General features: G+C 66.5%; 18 protein-coding genes. 7 read left to right on the top strand and 11 right to left on the bottom strand.

The window, feature by feature from the left end; all coding sequences use genetic code 11:
• Positions 1–19 precede the first annotated feature (19 nt).
• From IHD13_RS05370 to IHD13_RS05380, 3 genes are all read left to right on the top strand, one after another.
• Positions 20–1183: a glycosyltransferase family 4 protein gene (locus IHD13_RS05370; protein ID WP_195860010.1), complete on the top strand. Its 1164-nt coding sequence runs from the start codon at positions 20–22 to the stop codon at positions 1181–1183.
• A 151-nt stretch (positions 1184–1334) separates the two neighbouring features.
• Positions 1335–1880: a phosphatase PAP2 family protein gene (locus IHD13_RS05375; protein WP_195860011.1), complete on the top strand. Its 546-nt coding sequence runs from the start codon at positions 1335–1337 to the stop codon at positions 1878–1880.
• A 48-nt stretch (positions 1881–1928) separates the two neighbouring features.
• Positions 1929–2546: an alpha-ketoglutarate-dependent dioxygenase AlkB family protein gene (locus IHD13_RS05380; RefSeq protein ID WP_195860012.1), complete on the top strand. Its 618-nt coding sequence runs from the start codon at positions 1929–1931 to the stop codon at positions 2544–2546.
• A gap of 80 nt (positions 2547–2626) precedes the next feature.
• Here the strand turns inward: IHD13_RS05380 and gcvT are convergent, their stop codons facing one another.
• Both gcvT and IHD13_RS05390 read right to left on the bottom strand, forming a co-directional pair.
• On the bottom strand, positions 2627–3739 hold the full coding sequence (gene gcvT, locus IHD13_RS05385) for a glycine cleavage system aminomethyltransferase GcvT (protein WP_195860013.1): 1113 nt from the start codon (positions 3737–3739) through the stop codon (positions 2627–2629).
• Positions 3740–3801: 62 nt separating this feature from the next.
• Positions 3802–5178, bottom strand: coding sequence for an alanine/glycine:cation symporter family protein (locus IHD13_RS05390; RefSeq protein WP_195860014.1), 1377 nt, complete (start codon positions 5176–5178; stop codon positions 3802–3804).
• Positions 5179–5641: 463 nt separating this feature from the next.
• On the opposite strand from IHD13_RS05390, the gene gcvH reads away from it, so the two are divergent.
• A complete protein-coding gene (gcvH, locus tag IHD13_RS05395) occupies positions 5642–6031 on the top strand; it encodes a glycine cleavage system protein GcvH (protein ID WP_195860015.1) in 390 nt (129 codons plus the stop codon).
• A gap of 86 nt (positions 6032–6117) precedes the next feature.
• Positions 6118–9012, top strand: a complete 2895-nt coding sequence (gcvP, locus tag IHD13_RS05400; protein WP_195860016.1) for an aminomethyl-transferring glycine dehydrogenase — start codon at positions 6118–6120, stop codon at positions 9010–9012.
• 117 nt (positions 9013–9129) lie between these two features.
• Here gcvP and IHD13_RS05405 read toward each other — a convergent pair whose 3' ends face one another.
• Positions 9130–10038 carry a LysR family transcriptional regulator gene (locus IHD13_RS05405; protein ID WP_195860017.1) on the bottom strand — a complete coding sequence of 303 codons (909 nt, stop codon included), beginning with the start codon at positions 10036–10038 and terminating at the stop codon, positions 9130–9132.
• 193 nt (positions 10039–10231) lie between these two features.
• On the opposite strand from IHD13_RS05405, the gene ppnN reads away from it, so the two are divergent.
• Entirely contained in the window at positions 10232–11593 is a 1362-nt protein-coding gene (gene ppnN / locus IHD13_RS05410) for a nucleotide 5'-monophosphate nucleosidase PpnN (RefSeq protein WP_230086150.1), read from the top strand.
• A gap of 69 nt (positions 11594–11662) precedes the next feature.
• On the opposite strand, the gene IHD13_RS05415 is transcribed toward ppnN, so the two are convergent.
• On the bottom strand, positions 11663–12031 hold the full coding sequence (locus IHD13_RS05415; protein ID WP_195860018.1) for a hypothetical protein: 369 nt from the start codon (positions 12029–12031) through the stop codon (positions 11663–11665).
• Positions 12031–12495 (bottom strand): flavodoxin, encoded by a 465-nt coding sequence (locus tag IHD13_RS05420; protein WP_195860019.1) that lies wholly within the window; start codon positions 12493–12495, stop codon positions 12031–12033. The genes IHD13_RS05415 and IHD13_RS05420 overlap by 1 nt, the downstream gene beginning before the upstream one ends.
• 199 nt (positions 12496–12694) lie before the next feature.
• On the opposite strand from IHD13_RS05420, the gene IHD13_RS05425 reads away from it, so the two are divergent.
• On the top strand, positions 12695–12904 hold the full coding sequence (locus IHD13_RS05425) for a DUF2788 domain-containing protein (protein WP_195860020.1): 210 nt from the start codon (positions 12695–12697) through the stop codon (positions 12902–12904).
• Between the two features lie 74 nt (positions 12905–12978).
• On the opposite strand, the gene ihfA is transcribed toward IHD13_RS05425, so the two are convergent.
• From ihfA to infC, 6 genes are all read right to left on the bottom strand, one after another.
• Positions 12979–13284: an integration host factor subunit alpha gene (gene ihfA, locus IHD13_RS05430; RefSeq protein WP_195860021.1), complete on the bottom strand. Its 306-nt coding sequence runs from the start codon at positions 13282–13284 to the stop codon at positions 12979–12981.
• Between the two features lie 50 nt (positions 13285–13334).
• Positions 13335–15716: a phenylalanine--tRNA ligase subunit beta gene (gene pheT / locus IHD13_RS05435; protein WP_195860022.1), complete on the bottom strand. Its 2382-nt coding sequence runs from the start codon at positions 15714–15716 to the stop codon at positions 13335–13337.
• Positions 15717–15746: 30 nt separating this feature from the next.
• Positions 15747–16766 (bottom strand): phenylalanine--tRNA ligase subunit alpha, encoded by a 1020-nt coding sequence (pheS, locus tag IHD13_RS05440; RefSeq protein ID WP_195860023.1) that lies wholly within the window; start codon positions 16764–16766, stop codon positions 15747–15749.
• A gap of 145 nt (positions 16767–16911) precedes the next feature.
• Entirely contained in the window at positions 16912–17265 is a 354-nt protein-coding gene (rplT, locus tag IHD13_RS05445; protein WP_146801078.1) for a 50S ribosomal protein L20, read from the bottom strand.
• Between the two features lie 39 nt (positions 17266–17304).
• Positions 17305–17499 carry a 50S ribosomal protein L35 gene (rpmI, locus tag IHD13_RS05450; RefSeq protein WP_089725334.1) on the bottom strand — a complete coding sequence of 65 codons (195 nt, stop codon included), beginning with the start codon at positions 17497–17499 and terminating at the stop codon, positions 17305–17307.
• A 107-nt stretch (positions 17500–17606) separates the two neighbouring features.
• A complete protein-coding gene (gene infC / locus IHD13_RS05455) occupies positions 17607–18146 on the bottom strand; it encodes a translation initiation factor IF-3 (RefSeq protein WP_273668236.1) in 540 nt (179 codons plus the stop codon).
• Positions 18147–18154 lie beyond the last annotated feature (8 nt).

Here is an 18154-nt window from a genome sequence, read left to right on the forward strand (position 1 = left end):
GACGATAACGGGAGCGGCGATGCGCATCTGTCTGGTCAGCGAGACCTGGGCACCGGAAATCAATGGGGTGGCCCATACCCTGGGCCGACTGGCCGACGAGCTGATGGCTCGAGGGCACGAATTGCAGCTGATCCGCCCGCGGCCGGACGATGGCCAGTGCCAGGCGGGCCTGCAAGCCGAGCTGCAGGTCAGGGGCCTGCCCCTGCCCGGTTATCGACAGGTACGCCTGGGCTGGCCGGCAGGCCGGGCCATCCACCGCTTCTGGCATCAGCAGCGCCCCGATGTGACCTATCTCGCCACCGAAGGCCCCCTGGGCTGGGCGGCCCTGAGCGCCGCCCGACGACTGACGATCCCCAGTGCCAGCGGCTTCCATACCGACTTCGATCACTATGCCGGCGCCTATGGGATGGGCCTGCTCAAGCCGCTGGTGCGCGCCGGGCTGCGTCGCTTCCACAACCGGACTGGCGCCACCCTGGTGCCGACACCGGAACAGGCCAGCCGGCTGGCGGACCAGGGCTTCGCCAACCTGGCGGTCATGGGCCGCGGGGTCGATACCCGACGCTTCACCCCGGACAAGCGGGATACGGCCCTGCGCCTGGCTTGGGGCGCTCAGCCCCAGCAACCGGTGGTACTGCACGTGGGACGACTGGCCAAGGAGAAGAACCTGGCGCTGCTGGTACGCACGATACGCGCCATGCAGGCCCAGCGTCCCGACCTGGTCCAGGTGATCGTCGGCGACGGTCCCCAACGACAGGCCCTGACCGCCCAGCTCCCCGAGGCCCACTTCTGCGGCTTCGTCTCTCCGGCTGACCTGCCCCGCTATTACGCCAGCGCCGATCTGCTGCTCTTTCCATCGCTTTCCGAGACCTACGGCAATGTGGTCACCGAAGCGATGGCCAGCGGCCTGCCGGTGGTGGCCTTCGCGACCGCCGCCGCGGCCCTACTGATCGAGTCGGGGCGTAACGGCCTCGCCGTGGAGCCCGGGGATGACGAGGCCTTTGTCGACGCCGCCGTCAGCCTCTGCCAGAGCCCGGCACGCTGGGGACAGCTGGGCCGCGCCGCCCGCCTGACGGTGGCCGAGCAGAGCTGGTCACGGATTGCCGACGACTTCCTGGCCATCCTCGAAGGGGTGCAAGGCACCCGCGCGCTCCCCGCCCATCGAGCACCGACCTCGGTCCGTTAGGCGTTGTCTGATAAGTCGGCGAGCGAAGGTCAGACAAGGCAAAAACCGGTGAAAAGACGGAGTTTACGCGGTGTAAATGAGTACTTTGAGACGGTTTTCAACGCCGTATGAGCGAGCGCAGTCAGTTTCGGACAACGCCGAGGAGGCCCCGATGACAACACCCCGCCCCCCCGCCCTCTTCCAGCGCCTGGATCTAATGGAGTGGTCGCTGTGCCATCGCCTGGCGGTGGCCACCGATGCGGCGCCGCTGCCACTGGGCCTGCTGCGTCTGGCCAGCCGCCTGGGCGACTGGCCCGCCTGGGCCGTGCTGATCGCTCTCCAGCCGCTGCTGCATGGCGCCCAGGGCTGGCGCTTGATGCTGCACTTCGGCCTTACCGCCCTGGTGGCGGTGACCCTCTACCGGCTGATCAAGACGCGGCTCTGCCGCGAGCGCCCTTCCATCAGCTTCCAGGCCATTCCCTGCCGGGAACCTCCCCGGGACCGCTACAGCTTCCCCAGCGGCCATACCCTGCATGCGGTACTCTTCAGCCTGCTGAGCGCGGCGACCCAACCCTGGCTGCTGGTCGTGGTGCTGCCCCTGGCGCTGCTGATCGCCGCCTCACGCGTCGGCCTGGGGCTGCACTATATCTCGGATGTGATCGGCGGCGCCCTGCTGGGACTGGGCATCGGCCTGATCAGCCTGCCCTGGCTGCTCTGACAGGCCGTCTCTGGCACACTAGGGGCATGTCGACAGCTGACGAGCCCTATGCCAAGTCCGTATCACTGGAAGCCACTGCTGGATGACCCGCCCCTCTGGCAGCTGGACGGTGCGCTGGGGGAACCGGCGGCGAGCCTGCTACTCCAGTGCCTGGACGCCGAGATTGCCTGGGAGCGTCCCAGCCTGCGCCTCTATGGTCGCGAGCACCCGATTCCCCGCCAACAGGCCTGGATGGGCGAGCCCGAGGCCGGCTATCGTTACTCCGGGCGCGACTTCGTGCCCCAGCCCTGGCACCCGGCCCTGCCGGCGATCAGGCGTCGGATCGAAGCGCGCCTGGCGGCGCTGGGCCAGGTCGGCACCTTCAATAGCGTGCTGTTGAATCGCTACGCCGATGGGCGGGAACGCATGGGCTGGCATAGCGATGACGAGCCGGAGCTGGGCGAAACGCCGCTGATCGCCGCCCTGACCCTGGGCGTCGAGCGTCCGCTACGTTTTCGCTGGAAGGATCGCCGAGCCCCGGCCTTCAACGTCTGGCTGCCCCACAACAGCCTGCTGGTGATGGGCCCCGGCTGCCAGGAGCGACTGCAGCATGCCCTGCTACCGCGCGCCCTCCCGGGCCTGCGTATCAGCCTGACCTTTCGCCGGATCGATTCCCGCTCACGCTAAACGCCGAAGGCCGAACGCAGTGCGTTCGGCCTTCGGCGTCGCCTCCCGGGTCGGGACGCGAGATAACGGTATAACATCAATCAGCCACGATAGTAGCCCGGCGTCACGAAGGGCATCTTGGTCACCGTCATCGGCAGGCGCTTGCCGCGTACCTCGGCGAAGACCTGGGTCTCCGGGGCACTCGCCTCGATGCTGACGTAGCCCATGGCCACCGGCTTGCCCACGCTGGGTCCGAACCCGCCGGAGGTGACCAGGCCGATGCGCTCGCCCTCGGCGTTATAGAGCTCCGCCCCCTCACGCACCGGGGCACGCCCCTCGCCCAGCAGGCCCACCCGCTTGCGGCGGTGATCCTTGTCCTGCACCTGCTGCAGGATCAGCTCGGCGCCGGGGAAGCCGCCGGCGCGCTCGCCACCGAGGCGCCGCGGCTTGGCGATGGCCCAGATCAGTCCCGCCTCCACCGGGGTGGTGGCGGTATCGATATCGTGGCCATAGAGGCACAGGCCCGCTTCCAGGCGCAGGGAGTCCCGCGCCCCGAGGCCGATCGCCTCCACCTCGGCCTCGGCCAGCAGGCGCCGTGCCAGGGCCTCGCTGTCGGCGGCGGCCACCGAGATCTCGAAGCCATCCTCGCCGGTGTAGCCGCTGCGGCTCACCCAGGCCTCGACGCCGTCGATCGTGAAGCGGCCATGCTGCATGAAGACCAGCTCGCAGGCCTCGGGGCAGAGGCGCTTCATCACCTCGGCGGCCTTGGGGCCCTGCAGGGCCAGCAGCCCCCGATCGAGGAGCTCGAGGCTGTGCCCCTCGGCCAGGTTGGCCTCCAGGTGGGCGATATCCTGGGCCTTGCAGGCGGCGTTGACCACCAGGTAGAGATGATCGCCGGCATTGACCACCATCAGGTCATCGAGAATCCCGCCCTCCGGGTTGGTAAAGAGGGCGTAGCGCTGCATGCCCTCCGGCAGGCCGACGATATCCGCCGGCACCAGGGCCTCGAGGGCCGTTGCCGGATCCGCTCCGCGCAGGATCAGTTGCCCCATGTGGGAGACATCGAACAGGCCGCAGGCCGCACGGGTATGCTCGTGCTCCTTCTTGACGCCCAGGGGGTACTGTACCGGCATCTCGTAACCGGCGAAGGGCACCAGCTTGCCCCCCAGCTCCACGTGCAGGTCGTACAGCGGCGTCTTCTCGAGTTGGCTCATGGTGGTTTCCGTGACAGGTTGGGTGGGGCGGTGGCGGGCGACCCGGGTCGCCCGCCGTCCGCTTACTTGGGCAGGTCCTCACCCGGCAGGACGTCCTTGCCGTCGAAGTAGTCCTTGGTCAGCTTGAAGACCATCGGCGACAGCAGGGCCAGGGCGATCAGGTTGGGGATGGCCATCATGGCGTTGAAGGTATCCGCCATCAGCCAGATGAAGCCCAGCTGAGCGATGGCACCGAGCGGAATGGCCAGCACGAACAGCACCCGATAGAGCATGATGGAGCGGGTACCGAACAGGAACTGGAAGCACTTCTCGCCGTAGAAGGACCAGCCGAGGATGGTGGTGAAGGCGAAGACCGCCAGGGCCAGGGAGACGATCTGGTTACCGTAGCCCGGCAAGGCCGCATCGAAGGAGAGCGCGGTCAGGGAGGCCCCCGCCTCGCCCTCGATCCATACCGTGGAGGTGAGGATCACCAGGGCGGTGATGGTGCAGACGATGATGGTATCGATGAAGGTGCCCAGCATGGCGATCAGCCCCTGACGCACCGGGTTCTTGGTCTGCGCCGCGGCGTGGGCGATGGGCGCGCTGCCCAGGCCCGCCTCGTTGGAGAAGATCCCCCGGGCCACGCCGAAACGGATCGCCGCCATCACCGCGGCCCCGGCGAAGCCACCCGCGGCGGCATGGGGGTTGAAGGCGTAGTAGAAGATCATCGAGAAGGCATCGCCGATCTGACTGGCATTGACCGCCAGCACGATCAGGCCGGCCAGGACGTAGAGAATGCCCATGATCGGCACCAGCTTACCGGCCACCTTGGCGATCCGCTTGATGCCACCCAGGATCACCGCCCCGGCCAGCACCATGATCACCACCCCGGTAATCCAGTGGGGCAGCCCGAAGGTGGAGTCCAGGGCGTCGGCCACCGAGTTGGACTGCACGGTATTGCCGATCCCGAAGGCCGCCACGGCGCCGAAGAAGGCGAAGGCGCCGCCCAGCCAGGCCCACTTCTTGCCCAGACCATTCTTGATGTAGAACATCGGGCCACCGATATGGTTACCGGTGCTGTCCACTTCCCGGTAACGCACGGCGAGCACCGCCTCGGAGAACTTGGTGGCCATCCCCACCAGGGCGGTGATCCACATCCAGAACACCGCGCCCGGCCCCCCCAGGGCGATGGCGGTCGCCACCCCGGCAATATTACCGGTCCCGATGGTGGCGGAGAGGGCGGTCATCAGGGCGTTGAAGGGCGAGATCTCCCCCTCCTTCTCTTCGCCCTTGGCGGCCCGCCCCTGGAACATCAGCTTGAAGCCGGTACCCAGCTTGCGGATCGGCATCAGCTTGAGACCCAGCTGCAGGTAGAGACCCACCCCCAGCAGCAGGATCAACATCAGTGGTCCCCAGACCACGCTATTGATCGCACTAAACAGATTCGTTAAGGCTTCCATGGAACCTTTCCCCTTTGGCTATTCTTGTTGGGCACACGTGGTTCGCGTGCAACGTCGCGACTCACCGCCTCTCGGATCAGGCAAGAGGTCGGCCGAGAGTGCGTAACATAGCGGATTCCCCCGCCTTTCCTCCAGTCCACTATAGGAAATTTTTGCCACGTTGCGTCTAATGTAGAATAGCAGATGTGCGCTGCCGGGGACCGCCGAGGCGCGGGGCCACTCAGGGCACCATTAACGAGAAATTTGTTTCCGATAGGAAACATGGGCTACATTAGCGCCCCAGCAGCGGGACCACAAGTCCTCGCGGGCGCCTCCGCCTCCCCGCCTGGACACCCCGCCAGGGGCAGGCCACCCTGTAATCAGCCTCGACGCCTCCCACTGGCCGCGGGCGACATGGCCAAATCGGGCGCCAGGGGTTAGCATTCGCCCGACCCGAAAACCTTTTCGTATAGGAAAACCTGCGATGAGCAATATCCCCGCCAATCTGCGCTACACCGAAAGCCACGAATGGGTGCTGGACAACGGCGACGGCACCGTGACCATCGGCATCACCGACCACGCCCAGCAGGCCCTGGGTGACGTCGTCTTCGTCGAGCTGCCCGAGGTGGGCCGCAGCCTGGAGGCCGGCGAAGAGTTCGGCGTCATCGAGTCGGTGAAGGCCGCCTCCGACCTCTATGCGCCCCTGGCCGGTGAGGTGATCGAGGCCAACGAGGCCCTGGAGGATGCCCCCGAGAGCGTCAACGAGTCCCCCTACGAAGACGCCTGGATCGCCAAGCTCAAGCTGGTCGATGCCAGCGCCCTGGAGGGCCTGCTCGACGCCGACGCCTACGCCAAGCTGGCCGACGCCGAGTGATCCATCCCCGTGCCGGGCGATCGCCTCGCCCGGCCCCACTGCTTCGCTGATCCGGGGCCGCGCCCCCTCTTGCCTACAGGTGTTCCATGGCTCATGACACTCGCCGCCTGGCCGAACTGGCCGGCCACGATGCCTTTATCCAACGTCACAACGGCCCGCGGGCCGAGGATATTGCCCGCATGCTCGAGACCCTGGGGGTCGATAGCCTCGACAGCCTGATCGAGCAGACCGTGCCGGCGGCGATCCGTCTGGATCGTGAACTCGATCTCGATCCGCCCAAGAGCGAAGCCGAGGCCCTCGATTACCTCAAGCGCCTGGCGCGCCAGAACAAGGTCCACAAGACCTATATCGGCCAGGGCTATTACAACACCCACCTGCCGGCAGTGATCCAGCGCAACGTGCTGGAGAATCCGGGCTGGTATACCGCCTACACCCCCTACCAACCCGAGATCGCCCAGGGCCGCCTGGAGGGCCTGCTGAACTTCCAGCAGATGGTGATGGACCTGACCGGCATGGAGCTGGCCAATGCCTCCCTGCTCGACGAGGCCACCGCCGCCGCCGAGGCCATGGCACTGTGCAAGCGGGCCAACAAGAAGGCCAAGTCGAATGCCTTCTTCGTCGCCGATGACGTCCTGCCCCAGACCCTGGACGTGGTGCGCACCCGCGCCTACTACTTCGACTTCGAGCTGATCGTCGCCCCGGCCACCGAGCTCGCCGATCACGACGTCTTCGGCGCCCTGCTCCAGTACCCGGGACAGAGCGGCGAGATCCGTGACCTGGCCCCGCTGCTGGCCGCGGCCAAGGCCAAGGGCATCATGACCTGCGTGGCCGCCGACCTGATGAGCCTGGTGCTGCTCACCGAGCCCGGCGCCCTGGGCGCGGATATCGTCGTCGGCAACACCCAGCGCTTCGGTGTCCCCATGGGCTTCGGCGGCCCCCATGCCGCCTACTTCGCCACCACCGACAAGCTCAAGCGCTCGATTCCCGGTCGCATCATCGGCGTGTCCAAGGACGCCCGCGGCAATCAGGCGCTGCGCATGGCCATGCAGACCCGCGAGCAGCATATCCGCCGCGAGAAGGCCACCTCCAACATCTGTACCGCCCAGGCCCTGCTGGCCAATATCGCCGGCTTCTATGCGGTCTACCATGGCGCCGAGGGGCTGCGTACCATCGCCACTCGCATCCACCGCCTGACCACCGTTCTTGCCGAGGCGCTGACCCGTAAGGGCATCGCCCTGGCCCATGACAGCTGGTTCGATACCCTGCGCCTGACCGGCGTCGACGCCGGCAAGATCCACGGCCGCGCCATGACCCATGAGGTCAACCTGCGCTTCTTCGACAACGGCGACGTGGGCGTCAGCCTCGACGAGACCATCACCGCCCACGACCTGGACGTCCTCTTCGACGTGCTGATGGGCGAGGAGCACGGCTTCTCGGTGAGCGCCCTGGACGAGGCCATCGCCGAAGGCGGCATCAGCGGCATCCCCGCCGCCTGCCGTCGCGAGAGCGACTTCCTGACTCACCCCACCTTCCGGCGCTACCGCAGCGAGACCGAGATGCTGCGCTACCTCAAGCGCCTGGAGAACAAGGACCTGTCGCTGACCCACGCGATGATCCCGCTGGGCTCCTGCACCATGAAGCTCAATGCCACCAGCGAGATGGTGCCGATCACCTGGCCGGAACTGGCCAATATTCACCCCTTCGCGCCCAAGGACCAGACCGCCGGCTACCTGCAGATGATCGGCGAGCTGGCCGCCTTCCTGGTGGAGATCACCGGCTACGACCATATCTCCATGCAGCCCAACTCCGGCGCCCAGGGCGAATACGCCGGCCTGGTGGCGATCCGCCGCTACCAGGCGGCCCAGGGCCAGGGACACCGGGACGTCTGCCTGATCCCCAGCTCCGCCCACGGCACCAACCCCGCCTCCGCGGCCATGGCCCAGATGAAGGTGGTGGTGGTGGAGTGCGACGCCGACGGCAATATCGACCTGGCCGACCTGCGCGCCAAGGCCGAGCAACACAGCGAGGCCCTCTCGGCGATCATGCTCACCTACCCCTCCACCCACGGGGTCTTCGAGGAGGGCGTGCGGGAGGCCTGCGAGATCGTTCACCGGCATGGTGGCCAGGTCTATATCGACGGCGCCAACATGAATGCCCAGGTGGGCCTGGCGCGCCCCGGCGACTTCGGCGGCGACGTCTCCCACCTCAACCTGCACAAGACCTTCTGCATTCCCCACGGTGGCGGCGGCCCCGGCATGGGTCCCATCGGTGTCAAGGCGCACCTGGCCCCCTACGTCTCCAACCATGTGGTGACCCCGCTGCCCGGTGTCGAGGCCGACTGCGGCGCCGTCTCGGCGGCGGCCTTCGGCAGCGCCTCGATCCTGCCGATCTCCTGGGCCTACATCAAGATGATGGGCGCCCGTGGCCTGCGTCAGGCCACCGAGCTGGCGATCCTCAACGCCAACTACATCGCCAAGCGCCTGGGCGAGCACTACCCGGTGCTCTACCGCGGCCGCAACGGCACCGTGGCCCACGAGTGCATCATCGATATCCGTCCCCTCAAGGAGGCCTCCGGCATCAGCGAGGAGGATATCGCCAAGCGCCTGATGGACTACGGCTTCCATGCCCCCACCATGTCCTTCCCGGTGCCCGGCACCCTGATGGTGGAGCCCACCGAGTCGGAGTCGCTCTACGAGATCGATCGCTTCTGCGACGCCATGATCGCGATCCGCGAGGAGATCGCCCGGGTCGAGTCCGGCGAGTGGCCGCTGGACGACAACCCCCTGGTGCGAGCCCCCCATACCCAGGCGGATCTGATTGATGGCCACTGGGAGCGGCCCTACTCCCGCGAGCTGGGCGCCTTCCCCTCCGAGGCGGTGAAGGCCGGCAAGTACTGGCCGGCGGCCAACCGAGTGGACAACGTCCATGGCGACCGTCACCTGATCTGTACCTGTCCGAGTATCGATAGCTATCGCGAGTGATCGCGCCCCGCCGCCACGGCGGACCGAAACCAGCGAGCCCCGCCATCTGGCGGGGCTCGCTGGTTTGGTGCATCGTCGACCAGGTTGGCGCCGGGGATCACCACGCCCGGCCCGACCTCAGTCGCCGGCCTCGGAATAACCGTAGAGGTCGTGGCGACGCTGCTCGCGGAACTCCTCGAGCAGCCGTCGATAGCGCCGCGGCAGCTCGGTGCTGGAGTGGGTCACCAGGTAGAGGGTCTCGTGGACCACCTGGGGCAGGCTCAGCTCCTTGACCTGGCGCTGCCAGGGCGAGGTCTCCAGCACCAGCCGCGATACCACGCTGAAGCCCAGGCCCCGGGCCACCGCATCCATCACCATGGAGACCTCGTTGGTGAAGCCCTGCCGGGGACAGCGACTCATGGAGCGAAACTCGTCCGGAAAATTGGCGCGCAGCAACTGGGTGGCGTGCTGCAGGCCGTCGGAATAGTTGACGAAGCCCAGGGCCACCAGGTCGGTCCAGCCGGTGCCGATGAAATCCGCCGGCACCACCAGGCACAGCGGCTCCTGATGCCAGAGCTCGCAATTGAGCTCCGGATGACGCACCGGCTCGGTGACGATCCCCAGGTCGTGGCGACCGGCCAACACATCGGCGACGATCTCGCTGTTGAAGGCGAAGCTGTAGTTGACCGTCAGCCCGGTATGCATCTGCTGATAGCCGAGGATAAAGGGGTAGAACATCAACCCCACACTGCCCGGCGAGGCCAGGCGACATTCGCCGGAATCCAGCGACTCGTCGTCCAGGGAGTGGCAGAAATGCTCGTGTTCGGCGAACAGCTTGACCGCATAGTCATAGGTACGCCGCCCCGCCTCGGTCAGGGTAAAGCGCCGCCCGTGGCGGTTGAGCAGCGGCTTCTGCAGATACTGCTCCAGCTTGCGCACATGTTGACTGACCCCCGGCTGGGTCATCTCCAGGCGGCGCGCCGTCTGGGTGAAGCTGCCGGTCTCCACCAGGGTGATAAAGGTACGAAAATAGAGCGCATTGAACATGGGGCGGGGCCGCTTAAACCAAGGGAAAAGGCACGACAGCAAACGCCGATTCTACCAGAAGTGATGCCCGCTGGCAGCGCTGCGCTTATTGGTTGAATTCAGGCGCGAAGCCCGTGATACCATTCGAAAAGATCGTTAGCGCCTTCGGCAGGCGTCGCAACCCGCGGCGCCGCCCTCAGACAAGGAAGCCGCCATGCCCGACACCATCTCCGCCACCATCTCCCCGGAAGGCAGCCTGGAGGTCCTCTCCCAGGCCGAGGTCAACCGCCTGCGTGACACCTCCTCCGCCGGCCTGCACGACCTGCTGCGCTGCTGTGCCCTGGCGGTCCTCAACTGCGGCAACCCCACCGACGATGGCCGCGCCGTGATGGAGACCTACCGCGACTTCGATATCGAGGTGCTCCAGGAGGATCGTGGCATCCGCCTCAAGCTGACCCATGCCCCGGCCGAAGCCTTCGTCGACGGCAAGATGATTCGCGGCATCCGCGAGCTGCTCTCCGCCGTGCTGCGGGACGTGGTCTACGTCTACAACGAGATCCAGACCCAGCGCCGCTTCGACCTCTCCACCGGCGAGGGGACCACCAATGCGGTCTTCCATATCCTGCGCAAGGCCGGCGCCCTCAAGCCGGGGCGCGACCCCAGCCTGGTGGTCTGCTGGGGCGGCCACTCCATCAGTCGCGAGGAGTACGAGTACACCAAGGACGTGGGCTACCACCTGGGCCTGCGCGACATGGACATCTGTACCGGCTGCGGCCCTGGCGCCATGAAGGGCCCCATGAAGGGCGCCAATGTGGCCCATGCCAAGCAGCGCCGCAAGGAGGGCCGCTACCTGGGGATCTCGGAGCCGGGCATCATCGCCGCCGAATCGCCCAACCCCATCGTCAACGAGCTGGTGATCATGCCGGACATCGAGAAGCGCCTGGAGGCCTTCGTGCGGGTCGGTCACGGCATCCTGGTGTTCCCGGGCGGGGTGGGCACCGCCGAAGAGATCCTCTATCTGCTGGGCATCCTGCTGCACCCCGATAACCGGGAGATCCCCTTCCCGGTGGTCTTCACCGGGCCGGCCAACAGCGCCGACTACTTCGCCCGCATCGATGAATTCCTCGCCTATACCCTGGGCGAGGAGGCGCGCAGCCGCTACCAGATCCTGATCGACGACCCGACCGGCGTGGCTCGGGCCATGCGCCGCGGCATCGACGAGGTCACCGCCTTCCGTCGCGAACAGCAGGACGCCTTCTACTACAACTGGCGCCTGACCATCGACCGCGACTTCCAGGCCCCCTTCGAACCCACCCACGAGGCCATGGCGAGCCTGGCCCTCAACCGCGACCTACCGGTCCATGAGCTGGCTGCCAACCTGCGTCGCGCCTTCTCGGGCATCGTCGCCGGCAACGTGAAGGACAAGGGCGTGCGGGCCATCGAGGCCAAAGGCCCCTTCCGTCTCAGCGCCGAACCCGAGCTGATGCGTCGCCTGGACGAGCTGTTGACCTCCTTCGTCGGCCAGGGCCGCATGAAGCTCAGCGGCGACTACGTGCCCTGCTATACGCTGGGGTAAGAAAAGAAGAGGGAAGAGAAGACAGGAGGCGCCAGGAGCCGGACGAGGCTCCTGGCGCCTTTTCGTGGATCAGGCGCCCTCGCGCTTCCACCAGAGCCCCATCACATGCAGCAGCAGGCCCAGGGTCAGGCCGTGGGAGAGCAACTGCTGCCAACCGACCCAGGCGGAGGCCAGGGCATACCAGGCGGTCATCAGCGCCAGGCCGGTGCCCAGCCCGTAGGCCAGGCGACGCAGCAATCCGGGCACTTCGCGTCGGGCCTCGACGGCCAGCAGACGCCAGTGGCTCAGCGCCACGACGGCCACCACCGCGGCGGCCAGGGAGAGCAGCAGTAGCTGCGAGCGGTGCCCGCCCTGCAGGTAGCGCGGCAGGGTACCCAGCATGGCGGCGAGCAGCCCCACCAGGATACTGAGACGTTCGGGATTGGGAGTGGCCAGCATCAGGCCTCCTGCAGTTGCTGCTCGGCGATCCACGCCTCGGCCCAGGGCAGGGCCGCATCGTCGGCCATGAAGGTCTCCATGGCGTCCACCTCCAGCCGCTCGCCGAGGCGGCTGGCCCCCTGGTCGGCCAGCAGCGCATCCAGACTCCGACCAGCACCGCAGAAGGTATCGACGTAGGAGCTGTCGCCGAGGGCGATCACCCCGTAGCGCAGTCCCACCAGGCCGGGGCTCTGCTCCTCGAGCTCCCTCACCAGGGGGACGATATTGCCGGGGAAGTCGCCACTGCCGGTGGTGGAGACACAGAACAGCGCCAGATCGGGCCTGTCATCGACCAGATCGGCCAGACTGGCCTGCTCCAGCACGGTCACCTGATATCCGGCCTGTTCGAAGAGCGGCTTGAGCTGCTCGGCGACGTCCAGGGCGCCGCCATACATGGTTCCGACGAAGATCTTGAGCGTGGGCATGGGCTTGCTTTGCTTGAGGAATTTGCTCGGATATTACCATAGCCGCGGCCGAGACCGAATCCACCGAAGGGGTGAGTCGCTGTCCAGCACCCAGATCAAGGAAGGCTCGCTTCTCGCTGCGGCATTGCGTCGCGCCTGCGACGCTGAATGCCCGCGGCGAGAGCGGTAAAATGCGCCTTATTTGCCGCCGGGAGGCACTATGCTGGAGACCTTCGAGGCCTGGATCACGCCGATCATGATCGGCACCCTGATCCTCTTCATGACCTTTATCATCTGGGATCTGTCACGCCGCTCCAAGGCCGGCAAGTTCGGCACCCTCATGCTGTTTATCGTGCTGGGCGCCGGCATGATGGGGTATCTCTTCAAGGTGATCATCACTTACCTGATGGAGGGAGGCGGTATCGTCTAGGCCACCTACTCCCTAGACGACGAGGCCCCGGCAGCTTGCGCTGCCGGGGCCTCGTCGTGAACGGAGTCAGTGCATCAGACGTCGGGGGTACCCTCGAAGCCACCCACGCGGCTCTTGAGCTTCTGCCCCGGGCGGAAGGTCACCACCCGTCGCGCCGAGATGGGAATCTCCTCCCCGGTCTTGGGGTTGCGACCCGGTCGTTCCCGCTTGTCGCGCAGGTCGAAGTTGCCGAACCCCGACAGCTTGACCTGCTCGTTCTCCCGCAGGCAACCGCGGATCTCCTCGAAGAAGGTCTCCACCATCGCCTTGGCATCCCGCTTGGAGAGCCCCAGCTCCACGTGCAGGTGTTCGGCGAGCTCCGCCTTGGTCAATGCTCCCATGGTCACTCCCTCGTGCTGGACGTCGCGCCCTCGCTCCGTGTCCATCGGCGTCAGCCTCGCAGCCTGGCGCCGAAGCGCGACCCGGACTCGGCCACGATCGCATCGACTAACTGATTGATTTCATCATCATTCAGCGTGCGCGAAGGATGCTGCCAGGTCAAGCCCAGGGCGACACTCTTGTGGCCCGGCTCGACCCCCTGCCCCTGGTAGACATCGAACAGCCGCAGTTCCTGGAGCCAGTCGCCGGCCTGCTCGCGCAGGCAGTCGAGCAGCGCCTGGATCGGCAGGTCATCGGCCACCAGGAAGGCCAGATCGCGGCGCACCTCCGGGTAGCGGGAGAGCGGCGCGAAGGCCGGCAGCTTGCCGTGGGTCAGGGCGTCGAGACGCACCTCGAAGAGGACCGCATCCGCCTTGAGGCCCAGGCTTGCCTTGGCCGCGGGATGCAGGGTGCCGATCCAGCCGGCCTCCTCGCCGCGATGCAGGAGCCGCGCGCTCTGGCCCGGGTGCAGGGCGCTATGGGTGGCCGGCTCGAAGCGCCACGCCTCGGGCTCGCCGCCGAGGGCCAGCAGGCTCTCCAGGTCACCCTTGAGATCGAAGAAATCGACCTTCTCCTTGGCGCCACACCAGCCTTCCGGGTCACGACTGCCGCTGACCAGGCCACCCAGCATGGGGATCTGGTGCAGGTCGTCCAGCTCGCCACGGAACACCAGACCGCTCTCGAACAGCCGCACCCGATTCTGCTGGCGGTTGAGGTTATGCTCGAAGGCCTTGATCAGGCCCGGGAAGAGGCTCGCCCGCATCACCGCCATGTCGCTGGAGATGGGGTTGGCCAGGCGCGGCGAGACCGCCTCGGGGAGCAGGGTCGCCTGCAGCTCCGGGGCCACGAAGCTGTAGGTGATCGCCTCCTGGTAGCCCCGGGCCACCAGCTGGCGACGCAGGCGGGCCAGCGGCTGGCGGCTCTCGCCATCGGGACGCAGCGCCAGGCGTGCCGCCGGGCGACGCACCGGCAGGCGGTTGTAACCGTAGATCCGCGCCACCTCCTCGATCAGGTCCTCCTCGATGGCGAGATCGAAGCGCCAGGAGGGGACTTCGGCCTCCCAGCCCGATTCGACGGCATCCACCGCCAGGCCCAGCCGGGTCAGGATCTCCGCCACCTCGGCATCATCGAGTTCGAGACCCAGGGCCTGGGCGAGGCGCGCCTTGCGCAGGATCACGCGGCGCTCGGCGGGCAGATGGGCGGGGCTCGCCGCCTCCACCACCGGGCCCGGCTCGCCGCCGACGATCTCCAGCAGTAACTGGGTCGCCCGCTCCATGGCGCGTCGGGCCAGGGTCGGATCGACGCCCCGCTCGAAGCGGTGGGAGGCATCGGTGTGCAGGCCGTAGGAGCGCGCCTGGCCGGCCACCGCCAGCTGGGTGAAGAAGGCCGACTCCAGGAAGATGTCCCGGGTCTCGGCATTGACGCCGGAGTGCTCGCCGCCCATCACTCCGGCGATGGCCAGGGGGCCGCGACCGTCGGCGATCACCAGGGTCTCGGCGCGCAGGGTGATCTCCTGGCCATCCAGCAGCACCAGGCGCTCGCCCTCCCGGGCCAGACGCACCTGGATCCCCTCATGGAGATTGGCACGATCGAAGGCGTGCAGGGGCTGGCCCAGCTCGAGCATCACGTAGTTGGTGATATCCACCACCGCATCGATGCTGCGCAGGCCGCTACGCCGCAGTCGTTCGACCATCCATAGCGGGGTCGGCGCGCCGACGTCGACGCCCTGGATCAGCCGGCCCAGGTAGCGGGGGCAGCGCTCGGGGTCGCTCACCGCGACCGGAAAGGTCGCCTCGTGGGTCGCGGCCACCGGCGCCTCGGCGGGTCCCACCACCGGCAGGCGGTTGAGGACGCCGACCTCCCGGGCCAGGCCCTGGAGGCTCAGGCAGTCGCCCCGGTTGGGCGTCAGGTCCACCTCGATGGCGTGATCGTCGAGGCCCATGTAGGCGCGAAAGTCCTCGCCCACCGGGGCATCCGCGGGCAGCACCAGAATCCCCGCGGAAGTCTCCTCGGCCAGGCCCAGCTCGGAGGCGGAGCAGATCATGCCGTGTGAGGCCTGGCCGCGTAGCTTGGCCTTCTTGATCTTGAAGTCGCCGGGCAGCAGCGCACCGACCCGGGCGAAGGCGATCTTCTGGCCGGCGGCCACATTGGGGGCCCCACACACCACCTGCACCGGGGCCTCGCCACCGTCATTGACCTGACAGACATTGAGCTTGTCGGCATCCGGATGCTGGCTCTTCTCGATGACCTCGGCCACCACCACGCCGGAGAAGGCCGGCGCCACCGGCTCCACGGCATCCACCTCCAGGCCGGCCATGGTGATCTGATCGGCCAGTGCCTGGGTCGCCACGCTGGGAGAGACCCACTCGCGCAGCCACTGTTCGGAAAATTTCATGACGAATCCTGTGTTGAGCGGTCCGGGTTATCAGGCGAACTGGCGCAGGAAGCGCAGGTCGTTGTCGAAGAACAGCCGCAGGTCATTGACCCCGTAGCGCAGCATGGCCAGGCGCTCGGCGCCCATGCCGAAGGCGAAGCCGGTGTAGCGCTCGGCATCGATGCCGGAGTGACGGAACACCTCCGGATGCACCATGCCGCAGCCCATCACTTCCAGCCAGCCGCTGTGACCGCAGACCCGGCAACCCTCGCCGCTGCACATCACGCACTGGATATCCACCTCGGCGGAGGGCTCGGTGAAGGGGAAATAGGAGGGACGGAAGCGCACCGAGAGATCGTCGCGCTCGAAGAAGGCGTGGAGGAAATCCTCGATGGTGCCCTTGAGGTCGGCGAAGCTGACGTCCTCGTCCACCAGCAGGCCTTCCACCTGATGGAACATGGGCGTGTGGGTCAGGTCCGAGTCGCTGCGATAGACCCGCCCCGGGCAGACGATGCGGATCGGCAGCTTGCCCTCCTTCATGGTGCGCACCTGGACCGGCGAGGTATGGGTCCGCAGCAGTCGGGTGGCATCGAAATAGAAGGTGTCCGCCATGCCCCGCGCCGGGTGATGGGCGGGAATATTGAGGGCCTCGAAGTTATGGTAATCGTCTTCGATCTCCGGCCCCACGGCCACGTCGTAGCCGATGCGGGTAAAGAGCCCCTCGATGCGCTCCAGGGTGCGAGTCACCGGGTGCAGGCTGCCCTGGGGCTGCCCCCGCCCGGGCAGGGTCACGTCCAGGCGCTCCGCCGCCAGCCGCGCGTCGAGGGCGGCCTTCTCCAGGCTCGCCTTGCGTGACTCCAGCTCGCCGGCCAGCGTCTGCTTGGCCTGGTTGATGCGCTCGCCCGCCGCCGGGCGCTCCTCGGCGGAGAGCTTGCCGAGGCCCTTGAGCAGGGCGGTGATCTCACCCTTCTTGCCCAGGTAGTGCACCCGCACCTCATCCAGGGCCTGGACAGTATCGGCCTGCTCGATGGCGCGGCGGGCCTCGGCGACCAGAGTGGGAAGATGATCCATCCGTTGCGCTCCGAATGTGCCGCCACGGCATCGACCCCATGGCGGTCAGATAAAAAAACAGGGGAAGAGCGGCTGCTCTTCCCCTGGAACCTTCGCAGGAGGCACCCCGCCGGTCTGGCGAGGCGCTCCTGTGGGTCGGTCACACTTACTGGGCAGCCTTGGCCTTCTCGACGATGGCGGCAAAGGCGGCTTTTTCGTGAACCGCGAGATCGGCCAGGACCTTACGGTCGATCTCGATGCCCGCCTTCTTCAGGCCGGCGATGAAGCGGCTGTAGGACAGGCCGTTCTGACGGGATGCGGCGTTGATACGCGCGATCCACAGGGCACGGAACTGACGCTTGCGCTGACGACGGTCGCGGTAGGCGTACTGACCGGCCTTGATGACGGCCTGCTTGGCGACGCGGAAGACCCGCGAACGGGCACCGTAGTAACCCTTGGCCTGCTTCAGAATCTTCTTGTGACGGCGACGTGCGACGACACCACGCTTGACACGAGTCATGGCTTTCTCCTGACGTTAGAAATGGTCGACCAAAAGGGCTTACAGATTCGGCAGCATGCGCTGAATCAGGGCCTTATCGGCGTCGTGGATCTGCTTCATCCCACGCAGCTGACGCTTACGCTTGGTGGACTTCTTGGTCAGGATGTGGCTACGGAACGACTGCTTGTGCTTGAAGCCATTGGCGGTCTTCTTGAAGCGCTTGGCAGCGCCGCTGTTGCTCTTGATCTTCGGCATGAGGGACAACTCCGCTCGAAATTTTTCAGAAAACCCAAGGCCTGCCCTCGCCTTCCGGGGAAAGCGAGGGCCCGTTGACTTGCCCATGGATCACTTCTTGTCGACGATCACTTCTTCTTGGGAGCAAGAATCATGATCATCTGGCGCCCTTCCATCTTGGGGAAGGACTCCACGCTACCGATCTCCTCGAGATCGGCGGCGATCCGCTCCATCAGCTTGCGGCCGATGTCCTGGTGGGCCATTTCACGTCCCCGGAAGCGCAGGGTGACTTTCCCCTTGTCGCCCCCTTCGAGGAAGCGAGTCAGGTTCTTCAGCTTCACCTGATAGTCGCCCTCGTCGGTCCCGGGTCGGAACTTGACCTCCTTGACCTGGATCTGCTTGGTCTTCTTCTTCTGCGCCGCCTTCTGCTTCTTCTGCTCGAAGACGAACTTGCCGTAGTCCATGATCTTGCAGACGATGGGGTCGGCATTGGAGATCTGTACGAGGTCGAGACCCGCGGCTTCGGCCTTCTCCAGGGCTTCCTGGGTAGAGACGATGCCCAGCTGTTCGCCATCGGCATCGATGAGGCGAACCTGGTCTTCGGTGATACGCTCGTTCATTGGCGGACGCTTGTCCTGGACGCGCCCTCGCTGATTATTACGCTTGATCGCTAAAT

The organism is Halomonas sp. 328, from assembly GCF_015645095.1.
Taxonomy (GTDB): Bacteria; Pseudomonadota; Gammaproteobacteria; order Pseudomonadales; family Halomonadaceae; genus Bisbaumannia.

What these genes read in the sequence shown, in the direction of transcription:
- IHD13_RS05425 (WP_195860020.1), top strand. Translation starts at nt 12,695, where the DNA reads ATGCTGGAGACCTTCGAGGCCTGGATCACGCCGATCATGATCGGCACC.
- gcvP (WP_195860016.1), top strand. Translation starts at nt 6,118, where the DNA reads ATGGCTCATGACACTCGCCGCCTGGCCGAACTGGCCGGCCACGATGCC.
- IHD13_RS05375 (WP_195860011.1), top strand. Translation starts at nt 1,335, where the DNA reads ATGACAACACCCCGCCCCCCCGCCCTCTTCCAGCGCCTGGATCTAATG.
- IHD13_RS05405 (WP_195860017.1), bottom strand. Translation starts at nt 10,038, where the DNA reads ATGTTCAATGCGCTCTATTTTCGTACCTTTATCACCCTGGTGGAGACC.
- ihfA (WP_195860021.1), bottom strand. Translation starts at nt 13,284, where the DNA reads ATGGGAGCATTGACCAAGGCGGAGCTCGCCGAACACCTGCACGTGGAG.
- gcvT (WP_195860013.1), bottom strand. Translation starts at nt 3,739, where the DNA reads ATGAGCCAACTCGAGAAGACGCCGCTGTACGACCTGCACGTGGAGCTG.
- IHD13_RS05380 (WP_195860012.1), top strand. Translation starts at nt 1,929, where the DNA reads ATGCCAAGTCCGTATCACTGGAAGCCACTGCTGGATGACCCGCCCCTC.
- IHD13_RS05420 (WP_195860019.1), bottom strand. Translation starts at nt 12,495, where the DNA reads ATGCCCACGCTCAAGATCTTCGTCGGAACCATGTATGGCGGCGCCCTG.
- pheS (WP_195860023.1), bottom strand. Translation starts at nt 16,766, where the DNA reads ATGGATCATCTTCCCACTCTGGTCGCCGAGGCCCGCCGCGCCATCGAG.
- rplT (WP_146801078.1), bottom strand. Translation starts at nt 17,265, where the DNA reads ATGACTCGTGTCAAGCGTGGTGTCGTCGCACGTCGCCGTCACAAGAAG.
- IHD13_RS05390 (WP_195860014.1), bottom strand. Translation starts at nt 5,178, where the DNA reads ATGGAAGCCTTAACGAATCTGTTTAGTGCGATCAATAGCGTGGTCTGG.
- gcvH (WP_195860015.1), top strand. Translation starts at nt 5,642, where the DNA reads ATGAGCAATATCCCCGCCAATCTGCGCTACACCGAAAGCCACGAATGG.
- pheT (WP_195860022.1), bottom strand. Translation starts at nt 15,716, where the DNA reads ATGAAATTTTCCGAACAGTGGCTGCGCGAGTGGGTCTCTCCCAGCGTG.
- IHD13_RS05415 (WP_195860018.1), bottom strand. Translation starts at nt 12,031, where the DNA reads ATGCTGGCCACTCCCAATCCCGAACGTCTCAGTATCCTGGTGGGGCTG.
- ppnN (WP_230086150.1), top strand. Translation starts at nt 10,232, where the DNA reads ATGCCCGACACCATCTCCGCCACCATCTCCCCGGAAGGCAGCCTGGAG.
- rpmI (WP_089725334.1), bottom strand. Translation starts at nt 17,499, where the DNA reads ATGCCGAAGATCAAGAGCAACAGCGGCGCTGCCAAGCGCTTCAAGAAG.
- IHD13_RS05370 (WP_195860010.1), top strand. Translation starts at nt 20, where the DNA reads ATGCGCATCTGTCTGGTCAGCGAGACCTGGGCACCGGAAATCAATGGG.